General features: G+C 30.3%; 24 protein-coding genes. 23 read left to right on the top strand and 1 reads right to left on the bottom strand.

Annotation, left to right across the window (positions count from 1 at the left end):
• Positions 1 to 6 precede the first annotated feature (6 nt).
• The 7 genes from ACQ3F0_RS23685 (at position 7) to ACQ3F0_RS23655 (ending at position 7,125) form a co-directional block, all read left to right on the top strand.
• A complete protein-coding gene (locus tag ACQ3F0_RS23685) occupies positions 7 to 876 on the top strand; it encodes a carbohydrate ABC transporter permease (protein WP_428868269.1) in 870 nt (289 codons plus the stop codon).
• Between the two features lie 12 nt (positions 877 to 888).
• Positions 889 to 1,728, top strand: a complete 840-nt coding sequence (locus tag ACQ3F0_RS23680) for a carbohydrate ABC transporter permease (protein WP_428868268.1) — start codon at positions 889 to 891, stop codon at positions 1,726 to 1,728.
• Between the two features lie 21 nt (positions 1,729 to 1,749).
• Positions 1,750 to 3,078: an ABC transporter substrate-binding protein gene (locus ACQ3F0_RS23675; RefSeq protein ID WP_428868267.1), complete on the top strand. Its 1,329-nt coding sequence runs from the start codon at positions 1,750 to 1,752 to the stop codon at positions 3,076 to 3,078.
• A 52-nt stretch (positions 3,079 to 3,130) separates the two neighbouring features.
• Complete coding sequence (locus ACQ3F0_RS23670; protein ID WP_428868266.1) at positions 3,131 to 4,612, top strand: CehA/McbA family metallohydrolase; 1,482 nt, start codon at positions 3,131 to 3,133, stop codon at positions 4,610 to 4,612.
• A 62-nt stretch (positions 4,613 to 4,674) separates the two neighbouring features.
• Positions 4,675 to 5,538 carry an AraC family transcriptional regulator gene (locus tag ACQ3F0_RS23665; RefSeq protein WP_428868265.1) on the top strand — a complete coding sequence of 288 codons (864 nt, stop codon included), beginning with the start codon at positions 4,675 to 4,677 and terminating at the stop codon, positions 5,536 to 5,538.
• A gap of 122 nt (positions 5,539 to 5,660) precedes the next feature.
• Entirely contained in the window at positions 5,661 to 6,158 is a 498-nt protein-coding gene (locus ACQ3F0_RS23660; protein ID WP_428868264.1) for an RNA polymerase sigma factor, read from the top strand.
• Positions 6,142 to 7,125 carry a DUF4179 domain-containing protein gene (locus tag ACQ3F0_RS23655; RefSeq protein ID WP_428868263.1) on the top strand — a complete coding sequence of 328 codons (984 nt, stop codon included), beginning with the start codon at positions 6,142 to 6,144 and terminating at the stop codon, positions 7,123 to 7,125. The genes ACQ3F0_RS23660 and ACQ3F0_RS23655 overlap by 17 nt, the downstream gene beginning before the upstream one ends.
• Before the next feature lie 46 nt (positions 7,126 to 7,171).
• On the opposite strand, the gene ACQ3F0_RS23650 is transcribed toward ACQ3F0_RS23655, so the two are convergent.
• Complete coding sequence (locus ACQ3F0_RS23650; RefSeq protein ID WP_428868262.1) at positions 7,172 to 7,345, bottom strand: hypothetical protein; 174 nt, start codon at positions 7,343 to 7,345, stop codon at positions 7,172 to 7,174.
• Between the two features lie 296 nt (positions 7,346 to 7,641).
• Between ACQ3F0_RS23650 and ACQ3F0_RS23645 the strand changes: the two genes are divergently transcribed.
• From ACQ3F0_RS23645 to ACQ3F0_RS23570, 16 genes are all read left to right on the top strand, one after another.
• The gene (locus tag ACQ3F0_RS23645; RefSeq protein ID WP_428868261.1) at positions 7,642 to 8,346 is read left to right on the top strand and encodes a DUF6199 family natural product biosynthesis protein; all 705 of its coding nucleotides are present in this window, start codon (positions 7,642 to 7,644) and stop codon (positions 8,344 to 8,346) included.
• A gap of 58 nt (positions 8,347 to 8,404) precedes the next feature.
• Positions 8,405 to 8,530 carry a hypothetical protein gene (locus ACQ3F0_RS23640; protein ID WP_428868260.1) on the top strand — a complete coding sequence of 42 codons (126 nt, stop codon included), beginning with the start codon at positions 8,405 to 8,407 and terminating at the stop codon, positions 8,528 to 8,530.
• A 271-nt stretch (positions 8,531 to 8,801) separates the two neighbouring features.
• Positions 8,802 to 10,703: a ribosomal protection-like ABC-F family protein gene (gene abc-f / locus ACQ3F0_RS23635; RefSeq protein ID WP_428868259.1), complete on the top strand. Its 1,902-nt coding sequence runs from the start codon at positions 8,802 to 8,804 to the stop codon at positions 10,701 to 10,703.
• A gap of 67 nt (positions 10,704 to 10,770) precedes the next feature.
• Positions 10,771 to 11,178, top strand: a complete 408-nt coding sequence (locus ACQ3F0_RS23630; RefSeq protein WP_428868258.1) for a hypothetical protein — start codon at positions 10,771 to 10,773, stop codon at positions 11,176 to 11,178.
• A gap of 149 nt (positions 11,179 to 11,327) precedes the next feature.
• The gene (yhfZ, locus tag ACQ3F0_RS23625; protein WP_428868257.1) at positions 11,328 to 12,266 is read left to right on the top strand and encodes a GntR family transcriptional regulator YhfZ; all 939 of its coding nucleotides are present in this window, start codon (positions 11,328 to 11,330) and stop codon (positions 12,264 to 12,266) included.
• A 64-nt stretch (positions 12,267 to 12,330) separates the two neighbouring features.
• Entirely contained in the window at positions 12,331 to 12,693 is a 363-nt protein-coding gene (locus tag ACQ3F0_RS23620) for a PRD domain-containing protein (RefSeq protein WP_428868256.1), read from the top strand.
• 21 nt (positions 12,694 to 12,714) lie between these two features.
• Positions 12,715 to 13,080 carry a DUF2620 domain-containing protein gene (locus tag ACQ3F0_RS23615; protein ID WP_428868255.1) on the top strand — a complete coding sequence of 122 codons (366 nt, stop codon included), beginning with the start codon at positions 12,715 to 12,717 and terminating at the stop codon, positions 13,078 to 13,080.
• Positions 13,081 to 13,214: 134 nt separating this feature from the next.
• Positions 13,215 to 14,495 (top strand): YhfT family protein, encoded by a 1,281-nt coding sequence (locus ACQ3F0_RS23610; protein WP_428868254.1) that lies wholly within the window; start codon positions 13,215 to 13,217, stop codon positions 14,493 to 14,495.
• Between the two features lie 176 nt (positions 14,496 to 14,671).
• Positions 14,672 to 15,799 (top strand): amidase family protein, encoded by a 1,128-nt coding sequence (locus ACQ3F0_RS23605; protein ID WP_428868253.1) that lies wholly within the window; start codon positions 14,672 to 14,674, stop codon positions 15,797 to 15,799.
• 19 nt (positions 15,800 to 15,818) lie between these two features.
• Positions 15,819 to 16,727: a phosphotriesterase family protein gene (locus ACQ3F0_RS23600; protein WP_428868252.1), complete on the top strand. Its 909-nt coding sequence runs from the start codon at positions 15,819 to 15,821 to the stop codon at positions 16,725 to 16,727.
• Positions 16,728 to 16,738: 11 nt separating this feature from the next.
• Positions 16,739 to 17,845, top strand: a complete 1,107-nt coding sequence (locus ACQ3F0_RS23595; protein WP_428868251.1) for an aminotransferase class V-fold PLP-dependent enzyme — start codon at positions 16,739 to 16,741, stop codon at positions 17,843 to 17,845.
• Positions 17,846 to 19,024: a YhfX family PLP-dependent enzyme gene (locus tag ACQ3F0_RS23590; RefSeq protein ID WP_428868250.1), complete on the top strand. Its 1,179-nt coding sequence runs from the start codon at positions 17,846 to 17,848 to the stop codon at positions 19,022 to 19,024.
• A gap of 4 nt (positions 19,025 to 19,028) precedes the next feature.
• Positions 19,029 to 20,237: a phosphopentomutase gene (locus ACQ3F0_RS23585; protein WP_428868249.1), complete on the top strand. Its 1,209-nt coding sequence runs from the start codon at positions 19,029 to 19,031 to the stop codon at positions 20,235 to 20,237.
• 201 nt (positions 20,238 to 20,438) lie between these two features.
• Positions 20,439 to 20,789 carry a CidA/LrgA family protein gene (locus tag ACQ3F0_RS23580; RefSeq protein ID WP_428868248.1) on the top strand — a complete coding sequence of 117 codons (351 nt, stop codon included), beginning with the start codon at positions 20,439 to 20,441 and terminating at the stop codon, positions 20,787 to 20,789.
• Positions 20,789 to 21,475: an LrgB family protein gene (locus ACQ3F0_RS23575; RefSeq protein ID WP_428868247.1), complete on the top strand. Its 687-nt coding sequence runs from the start codon at positions 20,789 to 20,791 to the stop codon at positions 21,473 to 21,475. The genes ACQ3F0_RS23580 and ACQ3F0_RS23575 overlap by 1 nt, the downstream gene beginning before the upstream one ends.
• Positions 21,476 to 21,551: 76 nt before the next feature.
• Positions 21,552 to 22,412, top strand: coding sequence for an aldose 1-epimerase family protein (locus ACQ3F0_RS23570; RefSeq protein ID WP_428868246.1), 861 nt, complete (start codon positions 21,552 to 21,554; stop codon positions 22,410 to 22,412).
• Positions 22,413 to 22,891 lie beyond the last annotated feature (479 nt).

Raw genomic sequence — 22,891 nt, 5'->3', positions numbered from 1 at the left:
CCAGTAATGCATCGGCAAAGACTTATTAAAGTACTTTTTTTATTACCATTTATGATCCCACTGCTGTTATTTTGGATTTTACCTTTAATAACAGGCTTTGGAATAAGTTTAACAGATTGGGATTATATTTCACCACAAATAAATATTGTTGGTTTTGAAAATTACATGGATATTTTTACAGATCCAGATTTTATTCGTGCTCTTGTTAATACATTTATCTTTGGCATTGGAACAATAGTAGCAACTATTGTATTAGGATTATTGTTTGCCTTAATGCTTCAAAAAGAGTTTACGGGGTCAAAAATTTATCAGATGATTATTTTTAGTCCTTGGATTACGCCAACAGTAGCAGTTGCCTTAGTATGGTCGTGGATCTACGAACCAGATCGTGGATTTGCTAATTTTATACTTGGATTCTTTGGAGTTCAACCATTAGAATGGCTTCATAGTTCAGAAACGGCCATGTTGGGAGTTATCATTTTTACAATATGGAAATCAATTGGATGGACCATGCTTTTTTATTTAGGAGCATTAGAACGTGTACCACAAAGTATCTATGAATCAGCAACACTGGATGGGTGCAATTATTTAAGGAAATTCTACCATATAACACTTCCATTGATTTCGCCTACCACGTATTTCCTCATAATCGTTAACTTGATATCATCCATACAAGTATATGATCAAATTCAAATTATGACACAAGGGGGACCAGGTGGAAGCACCACAACATTGCTATACCTTTATTATGAAAAAGCTTTTCAAAATTTTCAAATGGGGCCAGCTAATGCGGTTGCAATGGTGATTCTGGTTATAATCGTGATGCTATCAATACTTAGCTCATATATAAGTCGAAAATTTGTACACTACGAGTAGAGGAGAAACATAATGAATAAATGGAAGAATGGTATTTGCATTACATTTAAGCATTTTTTCCTAATCATTACATCGGTGATATTTGCTTTTCCCTTTGTTTGGATGTTGTTAGGAATATTTAAAACCAATAATGAAATATGGCAACAACCCTATAAATTACTGCCTGCTCAATGGAATTTATCAGGAGTCTTAGAAAGTTTAGGTAATATTCATTTTAGTAAATACATTTTCAATAGTTTCTATGTAGGGATCTTTGGAACCTTATTTATGATACTGGCTGCAACATTATTTACTTATGTAATAGTGTTTATGAAAGACAAGAATACAGATTTATTGTTTGTTTTAGTGTTAGGGACATATATGCTTCCAAGCGCTGTAACCTATGTTCCTTCATATGTGATATTAGCTAGGATAGGAATGTTAGACAAACTAAATGGATTAATATTTTCTAATTTGGCTAGTGTCTTTGCGGTGTTTTACTTAAGACAATCTTTTAAGAAAATGAGCAGTGATTATGTGGAGGCTGCAAGAATTGATGGTGCGGGACATTTGAAAATACTACGACATGTAGTGTTTCCTTTAAATAAATCAGCGTTTTATACTGTGTTTGTTTTAACTTTTGTACAGCAATACAATAACTACATGTGGCCAAGTATTATGCTTAAAAGTGAAGAAAAATATTTGGTATCACAAGGATTAAGGCAGTTCTTTATTCAAGATGGTGCCTATGGTATGAATTGGTCAGAAGTTATGTTAGCTAGTGCTGTCACCATTCTACCAGTTATTATTGTATTTCTAATTTGTCAGAAGTGGTTTATGACGGGAATAATGCAGGATAGTGGTCTAAAATAATAATTATTGGGGGTTTTCATGATGAAACGGTTAGTAGGAATTTTTTTAGTAATGGCAATGGTATTAACAGGTTGTTCAAAAACAGCTAAAAATGTAGATAATGCAGAAGATGGTGTTGTTGAAATTGAGTTTTGGCATGCATTAGGTGGATCTTTAGGGGACGGGTTAAATGAAATTATTGAAGAGTTTAACGCATCTCAAGAAAAATATAAAGTTAAGCCTGTAGTAGTAGGAAGTTACACAGAAATTGATGAGAAACTACAAGCAGCATACGCGGCAAAAAATACTCCAGCTTTAGTTGCAGGTGGATCATATGATGTGTTCTATAATAAAGGTTTAGTAGAAGCTTTTGAAGATTATATGCCTGAGAATTATGATAAAAAGGATGTTGTTGGTGGTTTTATGAAAGCAGCAGTTATGGATGGAAAAATGTATTTTGCACCAGCATATGGAACATCTCAAGTACTTTATTATAACAAGGCAGTACTAGAAGAAGCAGGAAAAAGTGTTGAAGATTTATCTTCATGGCAGTCCATTGCTGAGCTCAATAAAGATATCATTGGTATGGATACTAATATTAATAAGATTGAGTATGTATGGGAACCGATGTGGGGTGAAGGTAATATAGCTGACATAGCATATAGTAATGGTGGAAGGTATATTTCAGAAGATGGAAAAACAGTAACAATTAATTCAGATGCTTGGGTAGAAGTTTTGGAACAAATTCGTGAGTGGATTCACGATGATAAAATTATGAGAATTCATTCAGGTGGTCAAGGTTGGGAATACTGGTATAAAACAATGGATGATTGGGTGTATGGTAAATCATTAGGTTACACTGGTTCTCCAGGAGACTATGTAATTGCTTTAGAAGCTGTTAAAAAAGCAATTGATGAAGGTCATAAGAATGACTTTGCTGTTACACATCAGCCAGGTTGGAATGATAATGATCCAGCACCATATTTTTATAGTTTAATGTATTTTATTCCAAAGTGTAAGAATTTATCAGAGGATCAAAAGAAAGGTGCGGCTGAATTCGTGACTTTTGCTACAAATACAGATAATACTTCAAAATTCTCAATAGCTACAGGTTATGTAGCAGTAAGAAATTCTGTTTTAGATTTACCAGAATATCAAGAATACTTAACTACAAATCCTGATGCAGATGCAGCATTGAAGCAAATTGATAAATATGCAGTTCCTGAATTTATTGACCCAACAGGAGGAGCAATTATAGATGCATTAAAAGAAGCTATAGATAAAGTTGAAATTGAAAATATTTCAGCAAAAGAAGCTCTTGATAAAGCTGCTGAAAAAGCACAACGCGATTTGGATAAATTAAATAAGTAAAATTTATGGGGAGCGAAAGCTCCCTCTTTGAATATATAAGGTGGTGATTGTTATGAAGATAGAAAGAATTATTGATTCAAGAATGATGGAGATATCAGTTGAAATTCCTTATTGCCAAGATAATTTATATATTATAGCAGACTTATCAAAAGAAATTTATGCTTCTGTACGAATATATAATCCAGATAATCTTTTCATTGGCGAAATTGTTTATGGTTATAGTAATTTTAAGAATAAAATATACTATAGTAAATCAAATACCACTATGAATGGGCTGTCTCATAAATTAAAAAGTGGTATATATCGTTTTGTTATTATCATTTTAGAGCCAGAAAAAATAAATAAGGATTTACAGATTAATTTAGCTATAGAAACAGCTCTTAGTTCTTATTTAGAAGAGAAAATATTAACGGAATTAGGTCAACATGTATTTCAAGAGCAATCGTGGTTTAATTCAAAAGGTAGCTTGATGGATTTTCATAGAGTGACTAATTCTGAAAATAGATACTATAAGGGAGATTTTCACGGGCACACTGTTTATTCAGATGGACAATTAACAGTAGATGAGGCAAGGGGAGTTATAAAACAACAAGGATTGGATTTTATGGCGCTAACAGAGCATAATAGAATTCCATTTGGTTTTAAGAAAATGGACTCATTAATGATTCCATCTTTTGAACTAACATTGCCAAGTGGTCATATAAACATACATGGTATATTAGAAACAGATTTGTTTGGGGAAGAGATTGGAAAACTTACAGAAATAAATGATATAATAAATACAGTGATTGATAAATATTGTCAATACTCAAATATAAGTATTAATCATATGTTCCTTGATATTTGGAGTTTTACTGAAAAGAATATAGATTTAAGAAAAGTAAATACAATCGAAGTTATGTGCGACCCCACTTATCCAACAAGCCCGGAAGCAAATGATAAAGCAGTAGCTTTTATTGATTTTCTATGGAATAAAGGTTGGAAAATTTATGGTATAGGGGGTAGTGATAGTCACAATAAAATTGATGACTTTTACAATCGAGCGAATTTACCAAGCATTTATGGTGATCCAGCAACTTATGTGTTTTGTCAGGGATTATCAGTGGATAATATTCTTAAGGGTATAAAAAATGGTAATGCTTATGTTACTCGGTATGAAGATTTAAATATAATAATTGGTAAGGGAAAAATATTACCCGGGCAAGAAATTATAAATATAAATAATTTGGATTATGCAGTTGAAATAAAGAACTTTGGAAAGCAACATGTCCATCAGGAGTATGTAGGTGAATTTATATTGAATGGTGAAGTGATTAAAACTATAATATTGGATGAGAATAATCCTAAAGCAGAAATACATGACATATTATCTTATGTGGAAAATAGTGATTATTGGTGGTTGCGTTTTGGTCTTTATGATAAATTAGGGCATGTAGTAGCATATGTTAATCCCATATACTATGGAGAACATAGCAGTAACATATATGAATTAGACAAATTAATAAAAGAGTTTGATACAAAAACTGATAGATGATAGCATTTAAAATCAAGTAATTTAAAGGGAAAAAACTTACAATGTAATTAGGAGATGATTTTATGAACTGGATTAAAGCACTTACAGATTCTATAGAGTATATAGAAGAGAACTTGACAGAAAGATTAGCTATAAAAGATATTGCTAAAGTAGCGGCGTCTTCCCCCTACCATTATCAGCGTATGTTTAATATGTTGACAGGGATTTCTGTTCATGAGTATATAAGAAATAGAAGACTTTCTATGGCTGCTAGCGAACTTGTTACAAATAACTCTAAAGTTATTGATGTAGCAATAAAATATGGTTATGAATCTTCGGAAGCTTTTTCTAGAGCTTTTAAGAAAATGCATGGGGCTAATCCAACCGATGTTAAGAAGAGAAAAGTTAATATAAAAGCATTTCCTAAAATAGTAATCCAAATAACATTGAAAGGGGATTTACCTATGAATTATAGAATTGAGAGAAAGCCTAAATTTAGTTTTAGTGGCATTGCTAGAAAGTTTTCAACAGAAAATGGTGAAAACTTTGTGAATATTCCAAAGTTTTGGAGTGAAGTTATGCAGGATGGTAGTTTTGGAGAAATGATGGCAAAAGTTGAGGATGATAAGTGTATAGGTGCTTGTATGCCTATGAATCCTGATGTGGATAAAAACTTTGATTATGTTATTGGTGTATTTACCAAAGAAAAATTATCAAATTATAATTATTATGAGGTACCAAGTACTGATTGGGCTATTTTTGAAGTTAGAGGGCCAATTGGTGAAAAACTTCAAAATACCTGGAAACGTATATTTTCAGAGTGGTTTCCATCTACAACCTTTCAACATGCTTATTTACCTGAACTAGAAGTTTATTATGGTGGGGATACTCAAAGTCCAGATTATCTTACAGAAATTTGGATTCCTATTATAAAAGAAGAGAAGTAATAAATATAAGACCTGATGTCTTGATTGACGTCAGGTCTTATATTTATATTTTTGCTAAAAAAGATGGATTAAGTGAAACATTTTGATTTACTTAGTCGTGTCATAAGTGAAAGGAGGTTATTATGGAAAAACAATCGTTACGTACGGATGATTGCATTAATGAAATTGTTAGTAAATATTCTGATATGGTATTGCGATTAGCATTTATCTATGTGAAAAATATCTCTGATGCTGAAGATATAACTCAAGATGTATTCTTAAAACTTTACAGGGGGAATAAGGTTTTTAATAATGATGAGCATTTAAAAGCTTGGCTAATAGTTGTTACAAAAAATACATCAAAGGATTATATTAAATCATTGTGGAGAAGAAAAACAGAAGAACTTAAGGATAATTTATCTGCAAATGATAATTACTTTGATAGTCAATTAATAAAAGAAGTCTTAAAACTACCCGTTAAATATAGAGATGTTTTATATTTATATTATTACGAAGGATATTCAATATCAGAAATAGCTAAAAATTTAAATATTAATGAAGCAACTATTAGAACAAGATTAAAACGAGGAAGAGAAGCTTTAAAAAGAAAAATAGGAGGGCTAGATGAATTATATGTTTAGTGATTTTGATAAGATTAAAGCTAGTAATGATTTGAAAGCTAAAATAATTAGAAATATTGCATTGGAAGAAAAAAATAATGAACATATTCAATGTAAAACTACCTTAATAGAAAGGATAAAGAATATGCTAAATAGCTTTACAGGAGTAAGAAAAGTACAAAAAAGAGTTAGTCCAATAGTATTGACTCTGGTGTTAATTTTCTTATCGAGCACAATGGCTTATGCTTTTAGTAATATTGATTATTTTAAAAATTACTTTGGCGAAAGTATTTATCTAGTAGAAGAAAACATATTTTCAGAAGTTAGTAGTGTATCAAATGAAGATTACAAACTGACAATTGAAGGTGTATTGTCAGATGAATATAAAAATGTTGCAGTTGTATCATTAGAGCCATTAAGCGAAAAAACAAAAGGGAACTTTAAAGAGTATGAGCAAAGTTTTAAAGTTGGAAAAGGTAAAAACACTACAGAAGCATTTACTTACGAAATAAATGAATTAGAGAAATTAAGTAATAAAACAAGAAAATATTACTTAATAAACTATAATAGTACAGATGAGAAAATCAAATTACCTTTGGAAGTATCTTTATCTAAAGAATTCAGTGAGGTGTCTTTGGAAATTCCTATTGCTAAAACTTTAGAAATGAAAGAAATAGCATTAAATCAGTCAAATTATAGTAATTCTGATTATATGCCTTATTTGGTAAAAATATCTCCTCTTAGTGTAGTTGTTGTAGGCTATGAGAGGGTAGTAAATTACGAAATACCAAATCCTGAATTAAAGATATTATTTAAGAATGGAAAAGAACTTTCTATTTGTGGCAATGAACTTTCTGATTTTTCATTAAAAGGATCAAGATTTGTAGAAGATAATTCTACAATTGTTTCTGTTGATTTTGAAAAAATAATTAATCTTGAAATGATAGAAAGCGTTATTGTAGATGGGGTTAAATATAGCGTTAAATAGTAACTAAAAAATCTGCCGTCGTATTTACACAACGGCAGATAAATAATTACAATATCTCAATATATTTCTCTGAATCTTTTGTTACAAAATAAAACAAACATGGGTTAGAAACACAAAACACAGCAGGTATACCATCTGTAATATGATCAATAATACCTATGCAATTATGCCAGTCTGGATTAGGGTCATATATCTTAACAACCATACCTTCTTTATACATTGAACCTCCTTGTCTATGAGTCAGCTTTCTAGCTATATAAGCCTTTGTTTTTGTGGACTATGAATTATACCTTGAATAATATAGATAAATCTATTGAAGTGATAAGTTGCAAGTGATAAGTGACAAGTTATAAATTGGGGATAATTTTCTTAGTATTATTCTATGAAGTAAAAGCTTAAATTCCACAAATATAATTCTGACCATTTGCAAAACTTTTATTCAGAAGGAAATTATTAATGTTTGTAGAATTTTATATAAGAGTGATTAATAGTCTTGAAAATAGGAGATTGGATAATATGAACAGTAAAGAAAAAAAACGATGTCCTGAATGTGGAGAACTTATAGAAATTGATTCAAGGAATTGTAAATTTTGTGGTGCTTTTATTGCTAAGACATCAGAGGAGTATCATTATGAAAGCAAAGATATAAAAAGGTCAAATAAAGAAGCGGTTGTTGAGAATATAAAGATCTGCAATAATTGTGGACAAGTAAATAGAATAAATGCAATTGTTTGTAATAATTGTAGTGAGAGTTTAATAAATGCAAAAATTGTTGATAAGAATAAAGATTATATAAGAGAGTTGAGGAAAAAAGAAAGCAAAAAAGAGCAGAGATTTATGATTATTAGGATAAGCTATTTTTCAGCTATAACATTTACAATTACAGTATTAATGATTCTAACTTTTGTTGGAATTTCGAAATTCAATAGTAATATAGAACTCAATAGAGCGGGACAAAATATATGGAGTTCAAATGCAAATTTAATTAGTTCTGGTGAATATGTTAGAAATTTTTTCTTTGCCTATATATTTTTATTTATAAGCATAATAGATAATTTTTTTCCAGATGCATTATTTTTCTTGCATTTTAGTAATTATTTTATGGTAAAAGATGCGGAGCCGTCTGATTACTATTATTTTATTACTAAGATTGGTTCGTATTTGATGAGTTTTGGGATACTAGTATTCATTAGTTTTCAGTATTATTCTTTGTGGATGTAGCAAATTTTTGGAATTTATGATATTATATTATTAACTATAAAATTTAGGAGGTGACAAGATGAGAGTTCAGCTTATGGTTAACGTAATTTTGGGAAGACTACCAATGGCATTATCTGGAATAACACATGATTCAGAAATGAATACGGGAGAGGTGCGTCCAAAATTAGATATAATGTTAACTTAGGTTAGAAACCCATCTGTCATAATAATAGTTGAATTGAAATCAATAAATTAAGAGATTTTAATCCGGATGAGATTCTGTCCGGATTTTTTGTTGTATATATTTAGATTTAATCTAAAAAAGTTCGGGCAGGGAAACTGCTCGAGCTTTTTTGTGTTTGTTATATTGAAAAGCTTCCGCGTGCGGAAGGTAACCTTAACTTGTAACTTACAATTTAAAATTTAAAACTATAATGTGGTCATCAGATCCACATTAAAAAAATGGAGGAATAGTAATGATAGAATTAGCATTAAATGAAATTGTTAAATATTATGGTGGAAATATAATTTTAAATGGTATTACTTTTGATATAAAAACTGGAGAAAGAGTTGGTATTATAGGGCAAAACGGAACTGGTAAGACAACTTTGTTTAAACTTATATCATCAATAGAAAAACAAGATGAAGGAAGTATAAATATCAGAAAAGGAGCAAAAATTGGATACTTACATCAGATACCAATATATCCTGATGATTATACTGTGATTGATGTCCTGGATACTGCTTTTGAAGTGGTATTAAAACTAAAGAGAGAGATGGAAACATTAGAGGAAAGTATGTCTTCAACAGATAGTTACAATCTTGAGAAATTAATGAAAAAATACTCTTTTCTTATGGAAAAGTTTGAATCTTTGGATGGCTATAATCTTGAAGAAAATATTAATAAAATTTGTGTGGGGTTAAAATTTAATGAAGAGTTTAAAATCAAAAAATTTAATCTATTAAGTGGTGGAGAAAAGACAACAGTATTATTAGGTAAAATTCTTTTAGAAAAAGCGGATATTCTTCTTCTAGATGAGCCTACTAATCATCTGGATATTGAAGCAGTAGAATGGCTTGAAGACTATATGAAAGAGTATAAAGGAACGGTACTTATAATATCTCATGATAGATACTTTTTAGATAGAGTAGTAAATAATGTGATTGAAATTGAAAAAGGAAGAAGCATTTCTTATCTTGGGAATTATTCGAATTATGTAAAAGAAAAAGAGGAAAATCTTATTCAGCAAAAACTACAATATGACCAACAACAAAGAAAAATAAAATCTATGGAAGAGGCAATAAAGAGATTTAGAGATTGGGGAACGAGAGGAGACGACGAAAGATTTTTTAAGAAGGCAAGAAATATGCAAAAGAGAATAGATAACCTGGATAAAGTTGATAAACCTGATCTTCAAAGAAAATCAATGGACTTATCATTTAGTGAAAGTAACAGAAGTGGAAAAGTGGTTGTGGATATTAGTGATTTAAATAAAAGTTTTGCGGATAAAATTATACTTAAAGATGCAAACTTACATTTAAGATATTTAGATAAAGTTGCTCTGTTAGGAAAGAATGGTACAGGGAAATCTACATTGATTAAAATAATAATTAACGAAGAAAATGATAATGTAAAAATTGGTTCCAATGTGAAGATAGGATATCTTCAACAAGAAGTATCATTTGATGATGAAAATCTAAGTGTTTTAGATGGTTTTAGACAAAGTGTAATAGTACCAGAAGGTAGAGCTAGGGGGATTCTAGCAAAGTTTTTATTCTTTGGAGAAGATGTATTTAAGAAAATTAAAAATCTTTCAGGTGGAGAGAGAAGTAGACTTAGATTATGTGAATTAATGCATCATGATATAAATTTTTTAATTCTTGATGAACCCACTAATCATTTAGACATTGATTCAAGAGAAATGTTAGAAGAGGCTTTAGGTGAATTTAATGGAACTATTTTATTTGTTTCTCATGATAGATATTTTATAAATAAATTAGCAAGTAGAGTAGTGGAGCTCAAAAATAGAAAACTGATGAATTATGATGGTAATTATGATTATTATAAGAATGAATTAAACAAAGAAGAGGCAATTAATGAAAGAGTGAAGGTATCAAAGAAAAAATGTAAAAATAAAAGTAGTGAAAGTAATTCTTATAAACAAAAGAAAAATAATAAGAATTATGATAAGGATAGATTAAAAAGAGAGAGTAAAATAGAAGAAGAAATTTATTTTATTGAGAATAAAATAAAAGAATTAGAAGATAAAATGTTACAATATGCTTCTGATTATAGCAAACTAAATGAATTACATCAGCAAAAGGAAGAAAGAGAAAATGAATTAGAATTATTAATGGAGAAGTGGGCTGAATTATAAAATAATGCACTTAGTATAACCCTTAAGAATAATATGATATTGGATTGAAATTTTCTAGGAGGTACTAGTGAAATATTTTAGAGAATCTAGTAACAGCAAAGTGGATGATATAAGTATTGTTTATCCAGAAGAAATTAAAAATTACATTAATGAACTAAAACAAATGAAAAATTATGAGGAAGGAGAAAACTTTAATAGGTTGCAACAAGGACCACCAAAAACACCACCACCAAACAAGACACCACAATTATCAGATTCACCAGATGCTAGTTTAAAAGCAGTTGATCCAGGAGCAATAAAGCCTTGTGTCTATAGATTTTCATATATTTGGCTTGAAAATGGAAAATCTTTTTGGGCATATCTCGTATATGTAGGAAAAAAATCAGCTTCTGGTTGGAGATGGAATCCTAGAAGAAGAAGATGGGTGTACTTTGGAGTGGATTTAAATGATATTAAAAGTTTTGTTTGTTATTAAAAAGAAAGAGAATAAAAAACCTGAAGTCGGGAATCGCGACTTCAGGTTTTTTAATAAAATAAATATTTTCCTATTGAATTTTTAAAATCATATGTTATAATAAAAACACAATATACAAAATATTGTACATTGGTTAGGGGTTAAAGAATATGAACAATTATAAAAAGAAGTTAATGTCTAAAAATGGTAGAGTAACTATGGTTCTTGCTAGAGAAATGCTTACTTACTATGAAGGTGATAGGATAAGAACAGTTGGAGAATATGCTGAAATTTTTGATACTGCTAGAGGAACTGTTCAATCAGCTTTGAAATTTCTTCAACAAATTGAAGCAATAGCACTAGAATCTAGAGGTCATTTAGGAACATATATTGTTAAGATAGATTATAGAAAATTATGGGATATTTCAGATTTAGGAGTTATTATGGGGGTAATGCCATTACCATATTCAAAGAGATATGAAGGCCTTGCTACAGGGTTTTATAAAACATTTGAAAAAGGCGATATACCTTTTAGTTTAGCATTTATGAGAGGTTCTACTAAAAGAATAGAAGCTCTAACTTTAGGAAAATATAATTTTGCAATTGTTTCAAAATTAGCTGCTACTTTAGAAATGCAAAAATCTAATAGTATTGAAATTATTCACGAATTTGCCCAAGGTAGCTATGTTGGCAATCATGTTATTATTCTTAGAGATAGTAAACAAGATAGAATAAAAGATGGAATGAAGGTAGCGTTAGATCCAATGTCCACAGATCAAATTATTTTAACAGCTCATGAATGTGAAGGAATAGATGTAGAATATATTGAAACACCATATAATCAAATTTTACAGAAAATAAAGAATAACGAAGTTGATGCAGCGGTATGGAATATTGATGAGATAAAAGAAAAACATCTTGAGTATAATATATGTCCATTAACAAATCCTAAGACAAAAGAAATTGGTAAAGAAGATACTATCGCAACTATAGTTGTAAGTAAAGAAAATGAAGGATTTAGAGATATATTTAAAAGATTTATTAATATGAAAGAAGTAGAGGAAATACAAGGAGAAGTTATTGATAACAACATGATTCCGATCTATTAAATTTAATGAAAATTTTTTTAATCTGAATATACAAAAAAGTGTATATTGATAAGGAGTGTATAAAATGGAGCAATTATTAAAGGAAAGACTTGAAATATTAAAAGGAGCTGAACAAATCGGTGAAGATATAAAGAATGCTGTAATTGATTTTGCAGAGGATTTTGAAAAAAAATATTCACTAACAATGACAGAGGAAAATGCAGCTATGCTAATAACTCATTTAGCTATGGCTTTAGCAAGAATAAAAAAAGGAGAAAAAGTTGATGAACCTAATGAATTCGTATTAAACGAAGTCAAACAAACTGAAATATATGATGAGCTTCCAGAATTTTATGAGAAGATTGAGGGAAAATTAAATCTAAGTATACCTGATTCTGAAAAGGGTTTTATTGCTATACATGTATGTACATTAATGTCAAAGTTTTAATAAATACGAGGAGGCATAAAGATGATTAGAATTGTTGTAGGTGGTCAAGTTGAAAAACAAAATATTGCAAATTTAGTAAAAGAGATAGGAGGTGAAAAAGTAGAAGTACAAGTAAAATCTGATTTACAAGCTGCTAGTGATATGAAGCTAGGTAAAGCTGATTACTATTTAGGAGCTTGCCACACTGGTGGAGGTGGAGCTTTAAGTATGGCTATTGCATTACTAACAAAAGAAAAATGCGTTACTGTTTCAATGCCAGGGAAAGCACCAAAAGAAGAAGATATTGTGAAAGCAGTATCAGAAGGTAAATTAGCTTTTGGATTCACTGGTGATCATTATGAAACTGCTGTTCCAGTAATTTTAAGAGAAATACTAAGAGTCGGCTAAAAAATTATTTCCCACTTTGTCATCAAAATATTGGTGATTCTGCAATTTTTGAGGGCAACATAGTGGAAGTTATTTTTTAACGATCTCAAAAGTAAAGAAATACTAAAAAATAGTGTTAACAGAGGGGGAGAAATATGAATATTTTAATAATTGCTTTGATTGGTGCTTTAGCTGCTATTATGGCGAATAAAGGTATTGCTGTTTTTAATGATGGATTACGTCCTATTATTCCAGAACATATTGAAGGAAGAATGTCTAGAAAAGAAATTGCAGCAACTTCTTTTGCAATGAGTTTTGGTTTGGTTATTGGATTTGGTATTCCGTTCTCATTAACAGCAAGTATTATTTTAGTTCATTGTGTTTTACTAGGTACTGATATAATTGGAGCTTCTTCACCTGATGGTAAAAAAGGTTTAGTTATATCAGGGGCAATAGGAGCACTTTATGGTGTAGGAATTTTAACAGGATTAGAAGGTATAGTAAAAGCTTTTGAGTTACTTCCAGTAAATTTCATGGGAAGTTTAGGAGCTGTTGGTGCACCAGTTGTAGTTGCTTTTGCAGCATTTCCAGCACTTGCAACAGGATATCAGTATGGTGCAAAAAAAGGTTTGGTAAATTTAGTTCTTTCAGTTTTAGCAAGACAATTAGCTATTGTAGTAAGTCCATTAGCATTAGGTTCAGTTTCAATCAATATTAACCCAGAGGGTGCAGCACTTATTGTTGGTATGACTATTTTAATAATTTATGCAATGAAAGAGAAATCAGAAGAAGAAACAGTGGACTTAGTATCTGTATTTGGCGAAAGGGTAAAGAGGATAAAAAAGAATGTTCCTTACCTTATGGTGATGGGAGCTTTAATATCTGCAGCTACAGCTCTTAACATTATGGCAGGAGATCCGATTTCACTTAATTTGATGAAAGAAGGACAAATTATAGATGCAGGTTTTGCAGCTTTAGCTAGAGGTATTGGTTTTATTCCATTAATTGCATCGACTGCTATTGCAACTGGAGTTTATGGACCAGCAGGTATGACTTTTGTATTTGTAGTAGGATTATTTATCAGAAATCCTTTGTTAGCTGCTATTGTTGGTGCATTAGTTATAGGTGCAGAGGTACTATTATTAGATCAAATTTCTAGATTCTTAGATAAATTCCCTGGCATTAGAAAATCAGGAGATAACATTAGAACAGCTATGTCAAAACTTTTAGAAGTTGCTCTATTAGTTGGAGGTATGAATGCTGCAAATGCAATAGCTCCAGGAATTGGTTTCTTTGTAGTAGTAGGACTTTATATATTAAATGAAATAGCTGGTAAGCCACTTGTACGTATGGCAGTTGGCCCTATAGCAGCAATTGCAGTAGGAATATTAGCTAACATTTTATCTCTAGTTGGAATGTTTAATCCACCAGCATAATTATACTTATATAAGTTATAAGTGATGAGTTATAAGTGACAAGTTTAGGATGATTTTCGTTCAGAAACTTGTCACTATATTTCCAAAATCGTACTTTTTATATTATCTTAAAAATTGAATTTAGAAGCTGTTTATCTTTTGAATTAAATGTTCCTATGAAATAAAGGAGAATGTCTATGAGTACAATACATGAGAATTTGCTATTGGAAATGAAAAAGCTAAATAAAGCAATGTTAAAAGCAAAGGATATGGATAAAAAAAGTGTAGTATATTCAAGAAAAGAAATTTTGGAAGAAGCTGTTATTACTTTAACTGAAAATCCCTCTACTTATCTAACTTTGTTTGGAGTTAAGAACACAGAACAAATAAGTATGGATATGGTGAAAAAACTAAAAGAAGAAAAGGGATTTTTATTTCATACTGTAGACAAAATGTCTGAAAGAGGAAGGGCAATAGATGTAGATTTAATAAATCCTTTAACAGGTAGAGTAATGACAGGTTCTTCTAGTGGAGCTTGTGTAAATATATTAAGAGGAATAAATGATTTTGCAATAGGTACTGATGGAGGGGGTTCTGTTCTTGCACCTGCAATGAGTACAGGTTTATTTTCTATTATGGGAAAAGGTTTAGGATTAAGAGGAAATATTCCTAGAATTTCAACTGATAATATAAATTTTACCCCTGGTATTGGAGTTATTTCTCATGATTATGATTTGTGTAAAAAAGCAATAAGAACTCTTAGTGGCATAAAGAACATTAACCCTAACTTAAATGATTCAAAAAATAGAAAAATAAGAGTTGCAATACCAAAGGAAGATTCAGTTTTATTACCGAATGGAAAAGATATGAGAAAGCTACTTCAGAAGGTTGTTTGTGAAATTAATGATTTAGTAGAATTTGTAGAGAAAGATTTTAGTTCTATAGGAAACAGGCATAGTGCGATTTCATTTTGTGAAAAAACATTTAATGAAGATATAGACATTATTATTACAGTTGAAGGTCCTATAGATTTGTATGGTGTAGGAGATTCTGTATTAGGTACATGGGGAAGTACAGGTTCTGATTTACAAAATAATTCTGGAAAGTATCTTCTAAAGGTTGCTAACATGATAGATTCTACAGCAATTACTATACCTACAGGTGAGTTAGGAATGGGTATTTTGATTATTGGTAAGAAAGGAATTGAAAATGGTAAATTAGCTATTTCTCTTGGTGATCATATAAAGAAATTATATTCATCGCCTGACTTGTTTAACAGATATTTTATAGAAAGCTATGAGCAAAAGGATACTGGATTCTTTTAGTTTTATAAGGGGAGATAATATGAGCATAACAACAATCAATGGAATAATTAATGAAGATAAGCTTGGAAAAACATATATTCATGAACATCTCAAAATTGACTTATCATCTCAAAAGAAAGATTTAGATACAAAATTTGATGATGTAGATGCAGTTATTGAAGAAATGAAAATTTTAAAGTCGAAAGGCGTAGATACAATAGTTGAAGTTACTAATAGAGGAATGGGTAGAGACATACAGGTTATGAAAAGGGTAGCTGAGGAAACAGGTATAAATGTAATAGCAAGTACAGGATTTTATAAAGAACCATTTTTACCCCAATATGTTTATGAGATGGAAGAGAAAGAACTAAGTAAACTTTTAATAAAAGATATTGTTGAGGGTATTGATGATACAAATATAAAAGCTCACTTAATTGGAGAGATAGGTACAAGTAAAAATATAATGACACCTATGGAACAAAAAGTGTTTAAGATATCGGCAATAGCACATTTGGAGACAGACAGACCTGTTTATACTCATACTACTCTTGGAACTTATGGATTAGAGCAATTAAAATATTTAAAGGGATATGGAGTAGATTTAGAAAAAGTGGCTATTGGACATTTAGACCTCAATTGCGATTTAGACTATCATTTGAGGGTTGCTGATACAGGTTGCTTTTTAGCTTTTGATACCATTGGTAAGATAAAATATCAAGCTGATGAAAAACGGACAGAACATATCAAAAAGCTAATAAATAGAGGGCACTTAGATCAAATAGTGTTATCAGAAGATATAACAAGGAAATCACATTTAGAGATTAATGGAGGAATTGGATATGGTTATTTAGTAGATAACTTTGTACCAATGCTTCTTAAAGTAGGAATTACTAAAGAACAGATAGACAGAATGATGATTTATAATCCAATAAAATTATTAGATGCTTAGGAGGGGAATCAATGAAATCATATCCAATTAAAACAATATCATTAGAAAAAGCAAAAGAGCTACAATTTAAATTAGTTGATACTATACATAAAAACTTTGACGGTTACGAGTTTTTTCAAAGTGGAGATTACGGAGTTGTTCCAGGTATTGGTCAACCCCAATACACTAAAAAAGTTGAAAAGGTTCTGGCGGAATTTTTCGATACTGAAGACGCAGTTCTAGTTCGTGGCTCAGGAACAGGAGCTATTAGAAATGTTATGAATTCAATGCTGAATCCTAATCAAAAAATATTACTACATGATGCCCCAATATATCCAACAACAAAAGTTATCGTAGATTCAATGGGATTAGAGCCTGTATTTGTAGACTTTAATAACATTGCTGAAAAAGATACAAGTACAATTGAATCAGTATCATTTGCCCTTATTCAGCATTCTAGACAGAAGTTAGATGATAGTTACGATTTAGGCGAGGTAATAAAGAAGATTAAAGAAACAAAAGAAGATATAGATATATTAATTGATGACAACTATGTTGTTATGAAGGCTGAAAAAGCTGGAGTACAACTAGGTGCAGATGCTAGTGCGTTTTCTTTATTTAAACTATTGGGTCCAGAAGGAATTGGATGCGTTGTGGGAAAGAAAAGTATAATTGAAAAAATTAGAAACATTAATTATTCCGGTGGAAGCCAAGTTCAAGGATATGAGGCCATGGATGCTTTAAGATCACTGGTTTATGCACCGGTATCATTAGCAATTCAGGCAGAGGAAGGAAATAAAATTATTGATAGATTGAACTCAGGTGAAATTAAAGGAATAAAAAATTCTTTTATAGCAAATGCGCAATCTAGAGTTATTTTAGTTGAGTTTGAAGAACCTATAGCAAAAAAGGTGTTAGAACACAGTTCTAAACTAGGGGCTGCTCCTTATCCAATAGGTGCTGAATCAAGATATGAAATTGCTGCAATGTTCTATAGAGTATCTGGAACATTCTTAAAATCAGATCCTAGATTGGCAGATTATATGATACGTATTAATCCAATGAGAGCAGGAGCAGATACTGTTTTACGTGTATTAAAAGAGGCAATTAATAGTGCTTTAAAGGAGGAGGGGAATTAAGTGTTTTTAGACATGACATTGAAGAGAAATCCTGAATTAATTAAAAGCTCAGTTCGATTTCATAGAGAGGGAAAAATTACTCCTAATTCCTATATTTTAGATGTAGATGCAATTGAAATGAATGCTTCAAAATTAGCGGATAAAGCAAAAGAACATAATATTGAGCTATATATGATGACAAAGCAGATGGGAAGAAATCCAGAACTTGCAAAAATTATTGCTAATAGTGGTATTAAAAAGGCTGTTGCAGTGGATCCATGGGAAGCATTAACTCTAGCAGAAGCTGGAATTAACTTAGGAAATGTAGGACATTTGGTGCAGATACCCTCAAATATGATAAAAAAGATTTTATCTTATAACCCTGAAGTTATTACAGTTTTTACTGTAGAAAAAGCAAAAGAAATTTCAAAAGCTGCTTTAGAGTTAGGAATGAAACAAGATATAATCTTAAGAGTTGTGGGACCAGACGATATGATATATGATGGTCAAATTGGAGGATTTAAGGAAAGTGAACTTATTGAAAAAGCCAGAGAAATAAACCTATTTGATGGTGTAAATATTGTAGGAGTTACTGCTTTTCCATGTTTCTTATATGATTCAGAAGTAGGAAAAGTTAAAAAAACTAATAATGTTTATACAGCTATGAGGTGTATAGAAAAGTTAAAGGAAGAATTAAATATTGAAGTTAAACAGATTAATACACCTAGTACAAATATGATATCATCAATACCTATTTTAGAGGAATTAGGTTCTACCCATGGAGAGCCAGGCCATGCTTTAACTGGAACAACTCCATTACATGGTCATGAAATACTAGAAGAAATTCCTGCAATGGTTTATGTAAGTGAGATATCTCATATTTTTGATGATAAAGCTTACGTATATGGCGGGGGATATTATCGAAGATCACATGTAAAGAAAGCTATGGTAGGTAGAGATTTTGAAAGTATGAAGACCAATATGATGCAAGCTGAAGAAATTTCACCAGAGTCAATCGATTATTATGGAACTCTAATAATGGGTGATAAAAAAGCTGAGGTAGGAGATACAGTTATCTATTCTTTCCGTACACAGATTTTTGTTACAAGAAGTGAAGTAGTATTGGTAAGAGGAATACAAACGGGTAATCCTAAGATTATTGGAATTTATGATAGTTTAGGGAGACTTTTAAGGAGATGAGAAAATGGGAAGATTTATGGTTCTCGTTTTAGATAGTTTTGGCATAGGTTATATGGATGATGTAAAAGAAGTTAGACCTCAAGATATTGGAGCAAATACATGTAAGCATATACTGGAAAAACATCCAGAGGTAAAGTTGAGGAACCTAGAAAAATTAGGACTTATGAATGCATTAGGAGATAATCTAGGAGTAATGAAAAAGAATGAAATGGCGGTATTCGGAATTTCAAAACTTCAACATTTTGGATGTGATACTTTCTATGGTCATCAAGAAATCATGGGTACGCTGCCACAAAAACCATTAACAGAGGCATTTTCTAAATCTATTGATAGAGTAGCAGATACTTTAAAAGAATCCGGCTATGAAGTTGAATATAAGGGAAATGGGCCATATTATTTATTAGTAAATAACTCTGTTGCTATAGGAGATAATATTGAAGCGGATTTAGGACAGGCTTATAATATAACGGCATCTCTTGATATAGTTGATTTTGATGAAGTAACAGAGATAGGTAAAATAGTTAGAAAAGAAGTTAAGGTACCTAGAGTTATTGCATTTGGAGGTAAGAATGTGAACATTGAAGACATACTTAATGCTGAAGAAGTAAAAGGAGACTATATAGGTATAAATGCTCCAAAATCAGGAGTGTATAATGAAGGATATAAGGTTATTCATCTTGGTTACGGCGTGAATCCAGATGTTCAAATACCTACTATACTTGGAAAGAATGATATAGCTGTTACTTTGATTGGTAAAGTAGCGGATATAGTACATAACCAATATGGTAAAAGTATTTTTTCTGTAGACACAAGGGAAGTTATGGAAAACATGATAAAAGAGATGGACAATCTACACCGTGGTTTTATGTGTGTTAATGTTCAGGAAACTGATTTAGCAGGACATAGGCAGAATGTTGAAAAATATTTAGAAAAATTGATAATTACAGACGTATATATGGGTAGAGTTATTGAAAAGATGAATAAAGAAGATATTTTAGTTGTTATGGCTGATCACGGCAATGATCCAACGATAGGGCATAGTCGTCATACTAGAGAAAATGTTCCCTTACTAATATACAAAAAAGATATTGAAAATAAATTTATAGGACATAGAAAAACACTAGCTGATGTAGGAGCTACTGTTGCAGAATACTTTAATGTTGAATATCCTGAAAATGGACAGTCCTTTTTACATCTTATTAATGATAAATAAAAAAACCCTATGATAACCCTCTTGAAATAAATAAAGCTGTATAGTACTATACAGTAGAGAATCTTTGGAAAAGAGAGAAAATCATAGGGGTTTTTACGTTTTAAAATAATGCTGAGAGTTCACAATTGAAATAAATTACGAACTAAATTATTTCGTACAAGCATTATCTTAAAGCGTATAAAAATTAACAGGGGGACAAACATGAAACTACTTAGACAATTAGGGATTGTATTAAGCATTGCATTTTTAGGGGAAATTGTAAGTAAAACTTTTAATCTTCCTATACCGGGTAATGTTCTTGGGATGATTATTTTATTATGTCTTCTTTCATTTAAAATTGTTAAAGTTGAAATGATAGATGATATAAGTGATTTTTTATTAGGATATCTTCCTTTTTTCTTTATACCTGCTGGAGTAGGGTTGATTTCAAATTTAGATTTACTTAAAGAAAAATGGTTGGAGATTTTATTGGTATGTACACTGTCAACTATTATCGCTATTATTGTAACGGGATTGACTATTCAATTTGTAAAAAGGAGGATAAAAATATAATGGATATATTAAATACACCTTTATTTGGAGTTATTATTTCAATAATAACCTTCGAAATAGGTCTTTTAATTTCAAAAAAGACAAAAAGTGCTATATTCAATCCTCTCCTCATAAGTATAATTTTAGTTATATTAATTTTATTAAAATTTGATATTTCACTAAAAGTTTATAATAAGGGTGGAAGTTTAATAGCTTTTTTCTTAACTCCTGCAACAGTAATATTGGCAGTTCCATTATATAAGAAATTTGCAATTTTTAAGGCAAATGCATTACCGATAATTATTGGAATAACAATTGGCTCTATATCAGGAATTTTAACTGTGACAATTTTATCTAAATTATTAGGACTATCAGATAATATATTAATGTCATTGATGCCAAAATCAATAACTACACCTATTGGAATAGAGATTTCTAAACAAATAGGTGGGGTACCATCTCTAACAGCAACAGCTATTATTATAACAGGAATATTTGGAGCTATTATTGGGCCAAATATATGTAAAATATTTAAAATAAAAGATAAAGTAGCTACGGGTATAGCAATGGGTACGGCAGCACATGCTATTGGAACATCAAAAGCCATTGAAATGGGTGAAACTGAAGGTGCTATGAGTGGTGTGGCAATAGGCATAGCTGGATTAGTTACTGTAGTATTAGTACCAATAATAGTTAGTTTTTTATAGAGAAAACTTTTTAAATGAAGAACATAGGAATATTTCAATACACAATTTATAGATAATACGAAAGGAGTAAATTATCATGCAAACAATAAAAAATGAGTACCTAAGTGTATCTGTAAAAGATCATGGTGCTGAACTTTGCAGCTTGAAATCATTAAAAAATGATAAAGAATATTTATGGCAAGCAAATACAGAGTATTGGGGCAAGCATTCACCAATTTTATTTCCTATAGTAGGATGCTTGAAAAATAATCAATATATTTTTAAAGAGAAAAACTATGAACTCACAAGACATGGATTTGCTAGAGATAATGAATTTCAGCTTTTAGAGAAAGATGAAAATACTCTTAAATATATATTTTCCAGCAATGAAGAAACATTACAAAAATATCCTTTCAAGTTTGAACTATACATAATTTATAAATTAAATGGTGAAGAATTGGAAATTACATATGAAGTGAAAAACATAGATGATAAAAAGATGTACTTTTCAATAGGAGCTCATCCTGCTTTTAACTGTAATATTAGTGAAGGAGATAAATATCTGGAATTTGAAAGAGAAGAGACTTTAGATAGCTATATTATTAATTCACAAAATGGACTTATAGAAAAAGAAAAAAAGTCAATTCTAAAAGATGAAAAAGATATCTTATTGACATATGATTTGTTTAAACAAGATGCGCTTGTATTTGATAATATAAAGTCAAATTCACTTTCTATTAGAGACAATAAAACTGGTGAGAAAGTAAAAGTAACAATTGAAGGTTTCCCTTTTTTAGGAATTTGGACACCGGAAGCGCCATTTCTTTGTATTGAGCCTTGGTATGGTGTATCTGATTCTGTAGACTCAGATAATAAATTACAAAATAAAAGTGGAATACAAAAATTAGATGTTGATAAAATATTTAGATGCTGCTATAGTGTAGAAATTATTCTTTAAATGCGCTTTAAATGTGTTTTAATGCAGTTTTGCAATAAAAAAATCAAAATAGCATCACTTTTAGAATGAATTTTTGGATTTTTTTAATAAAATGCGGTATTTACAAGGAATTTTAGGTTGGCACGATAGTTGCTTATTAAATAGCGTATACCTTTTCTAACTCAAGAATGATATAGAGGGCAGTGCATATGAATATGGGCTGCCCTCTATATTATTTATTATAAACAAAAAACTTATAATGTAGAAAGTAATTTATATAAAACTGATAAAGAAAACATTGCATTAGTTAAGAAATATGAAAATTAATAAATGTAAGGTTAATAGATACAATGAGTTTATATTGAATAGAACTCATTGTATTTTTTTGCATATAACTTCTTAATGAAGTTGAGTAACTTTTAGTTATATATATGAATTATTTGAATTTTAAAATTAATTAAATTAAACAAAATATTAAATTGTTTTTAATGGATGTATTG

The sequence above is a fragment of the Clostridium sediminicola genome (genome assembly GCF_050402865.1).
Classification (GTDB): Bacteria; Bacillota; Clostridia; order Clostridiales; family Clostridiaceae; genus Clostridium_AF; species Clostridium_AF sediminicola.
The sequence above is the reverse complement of the archived record's forward strand: the minus strand, read 5'-3'. Positions and strand labels throughout refer to the sequence as shown.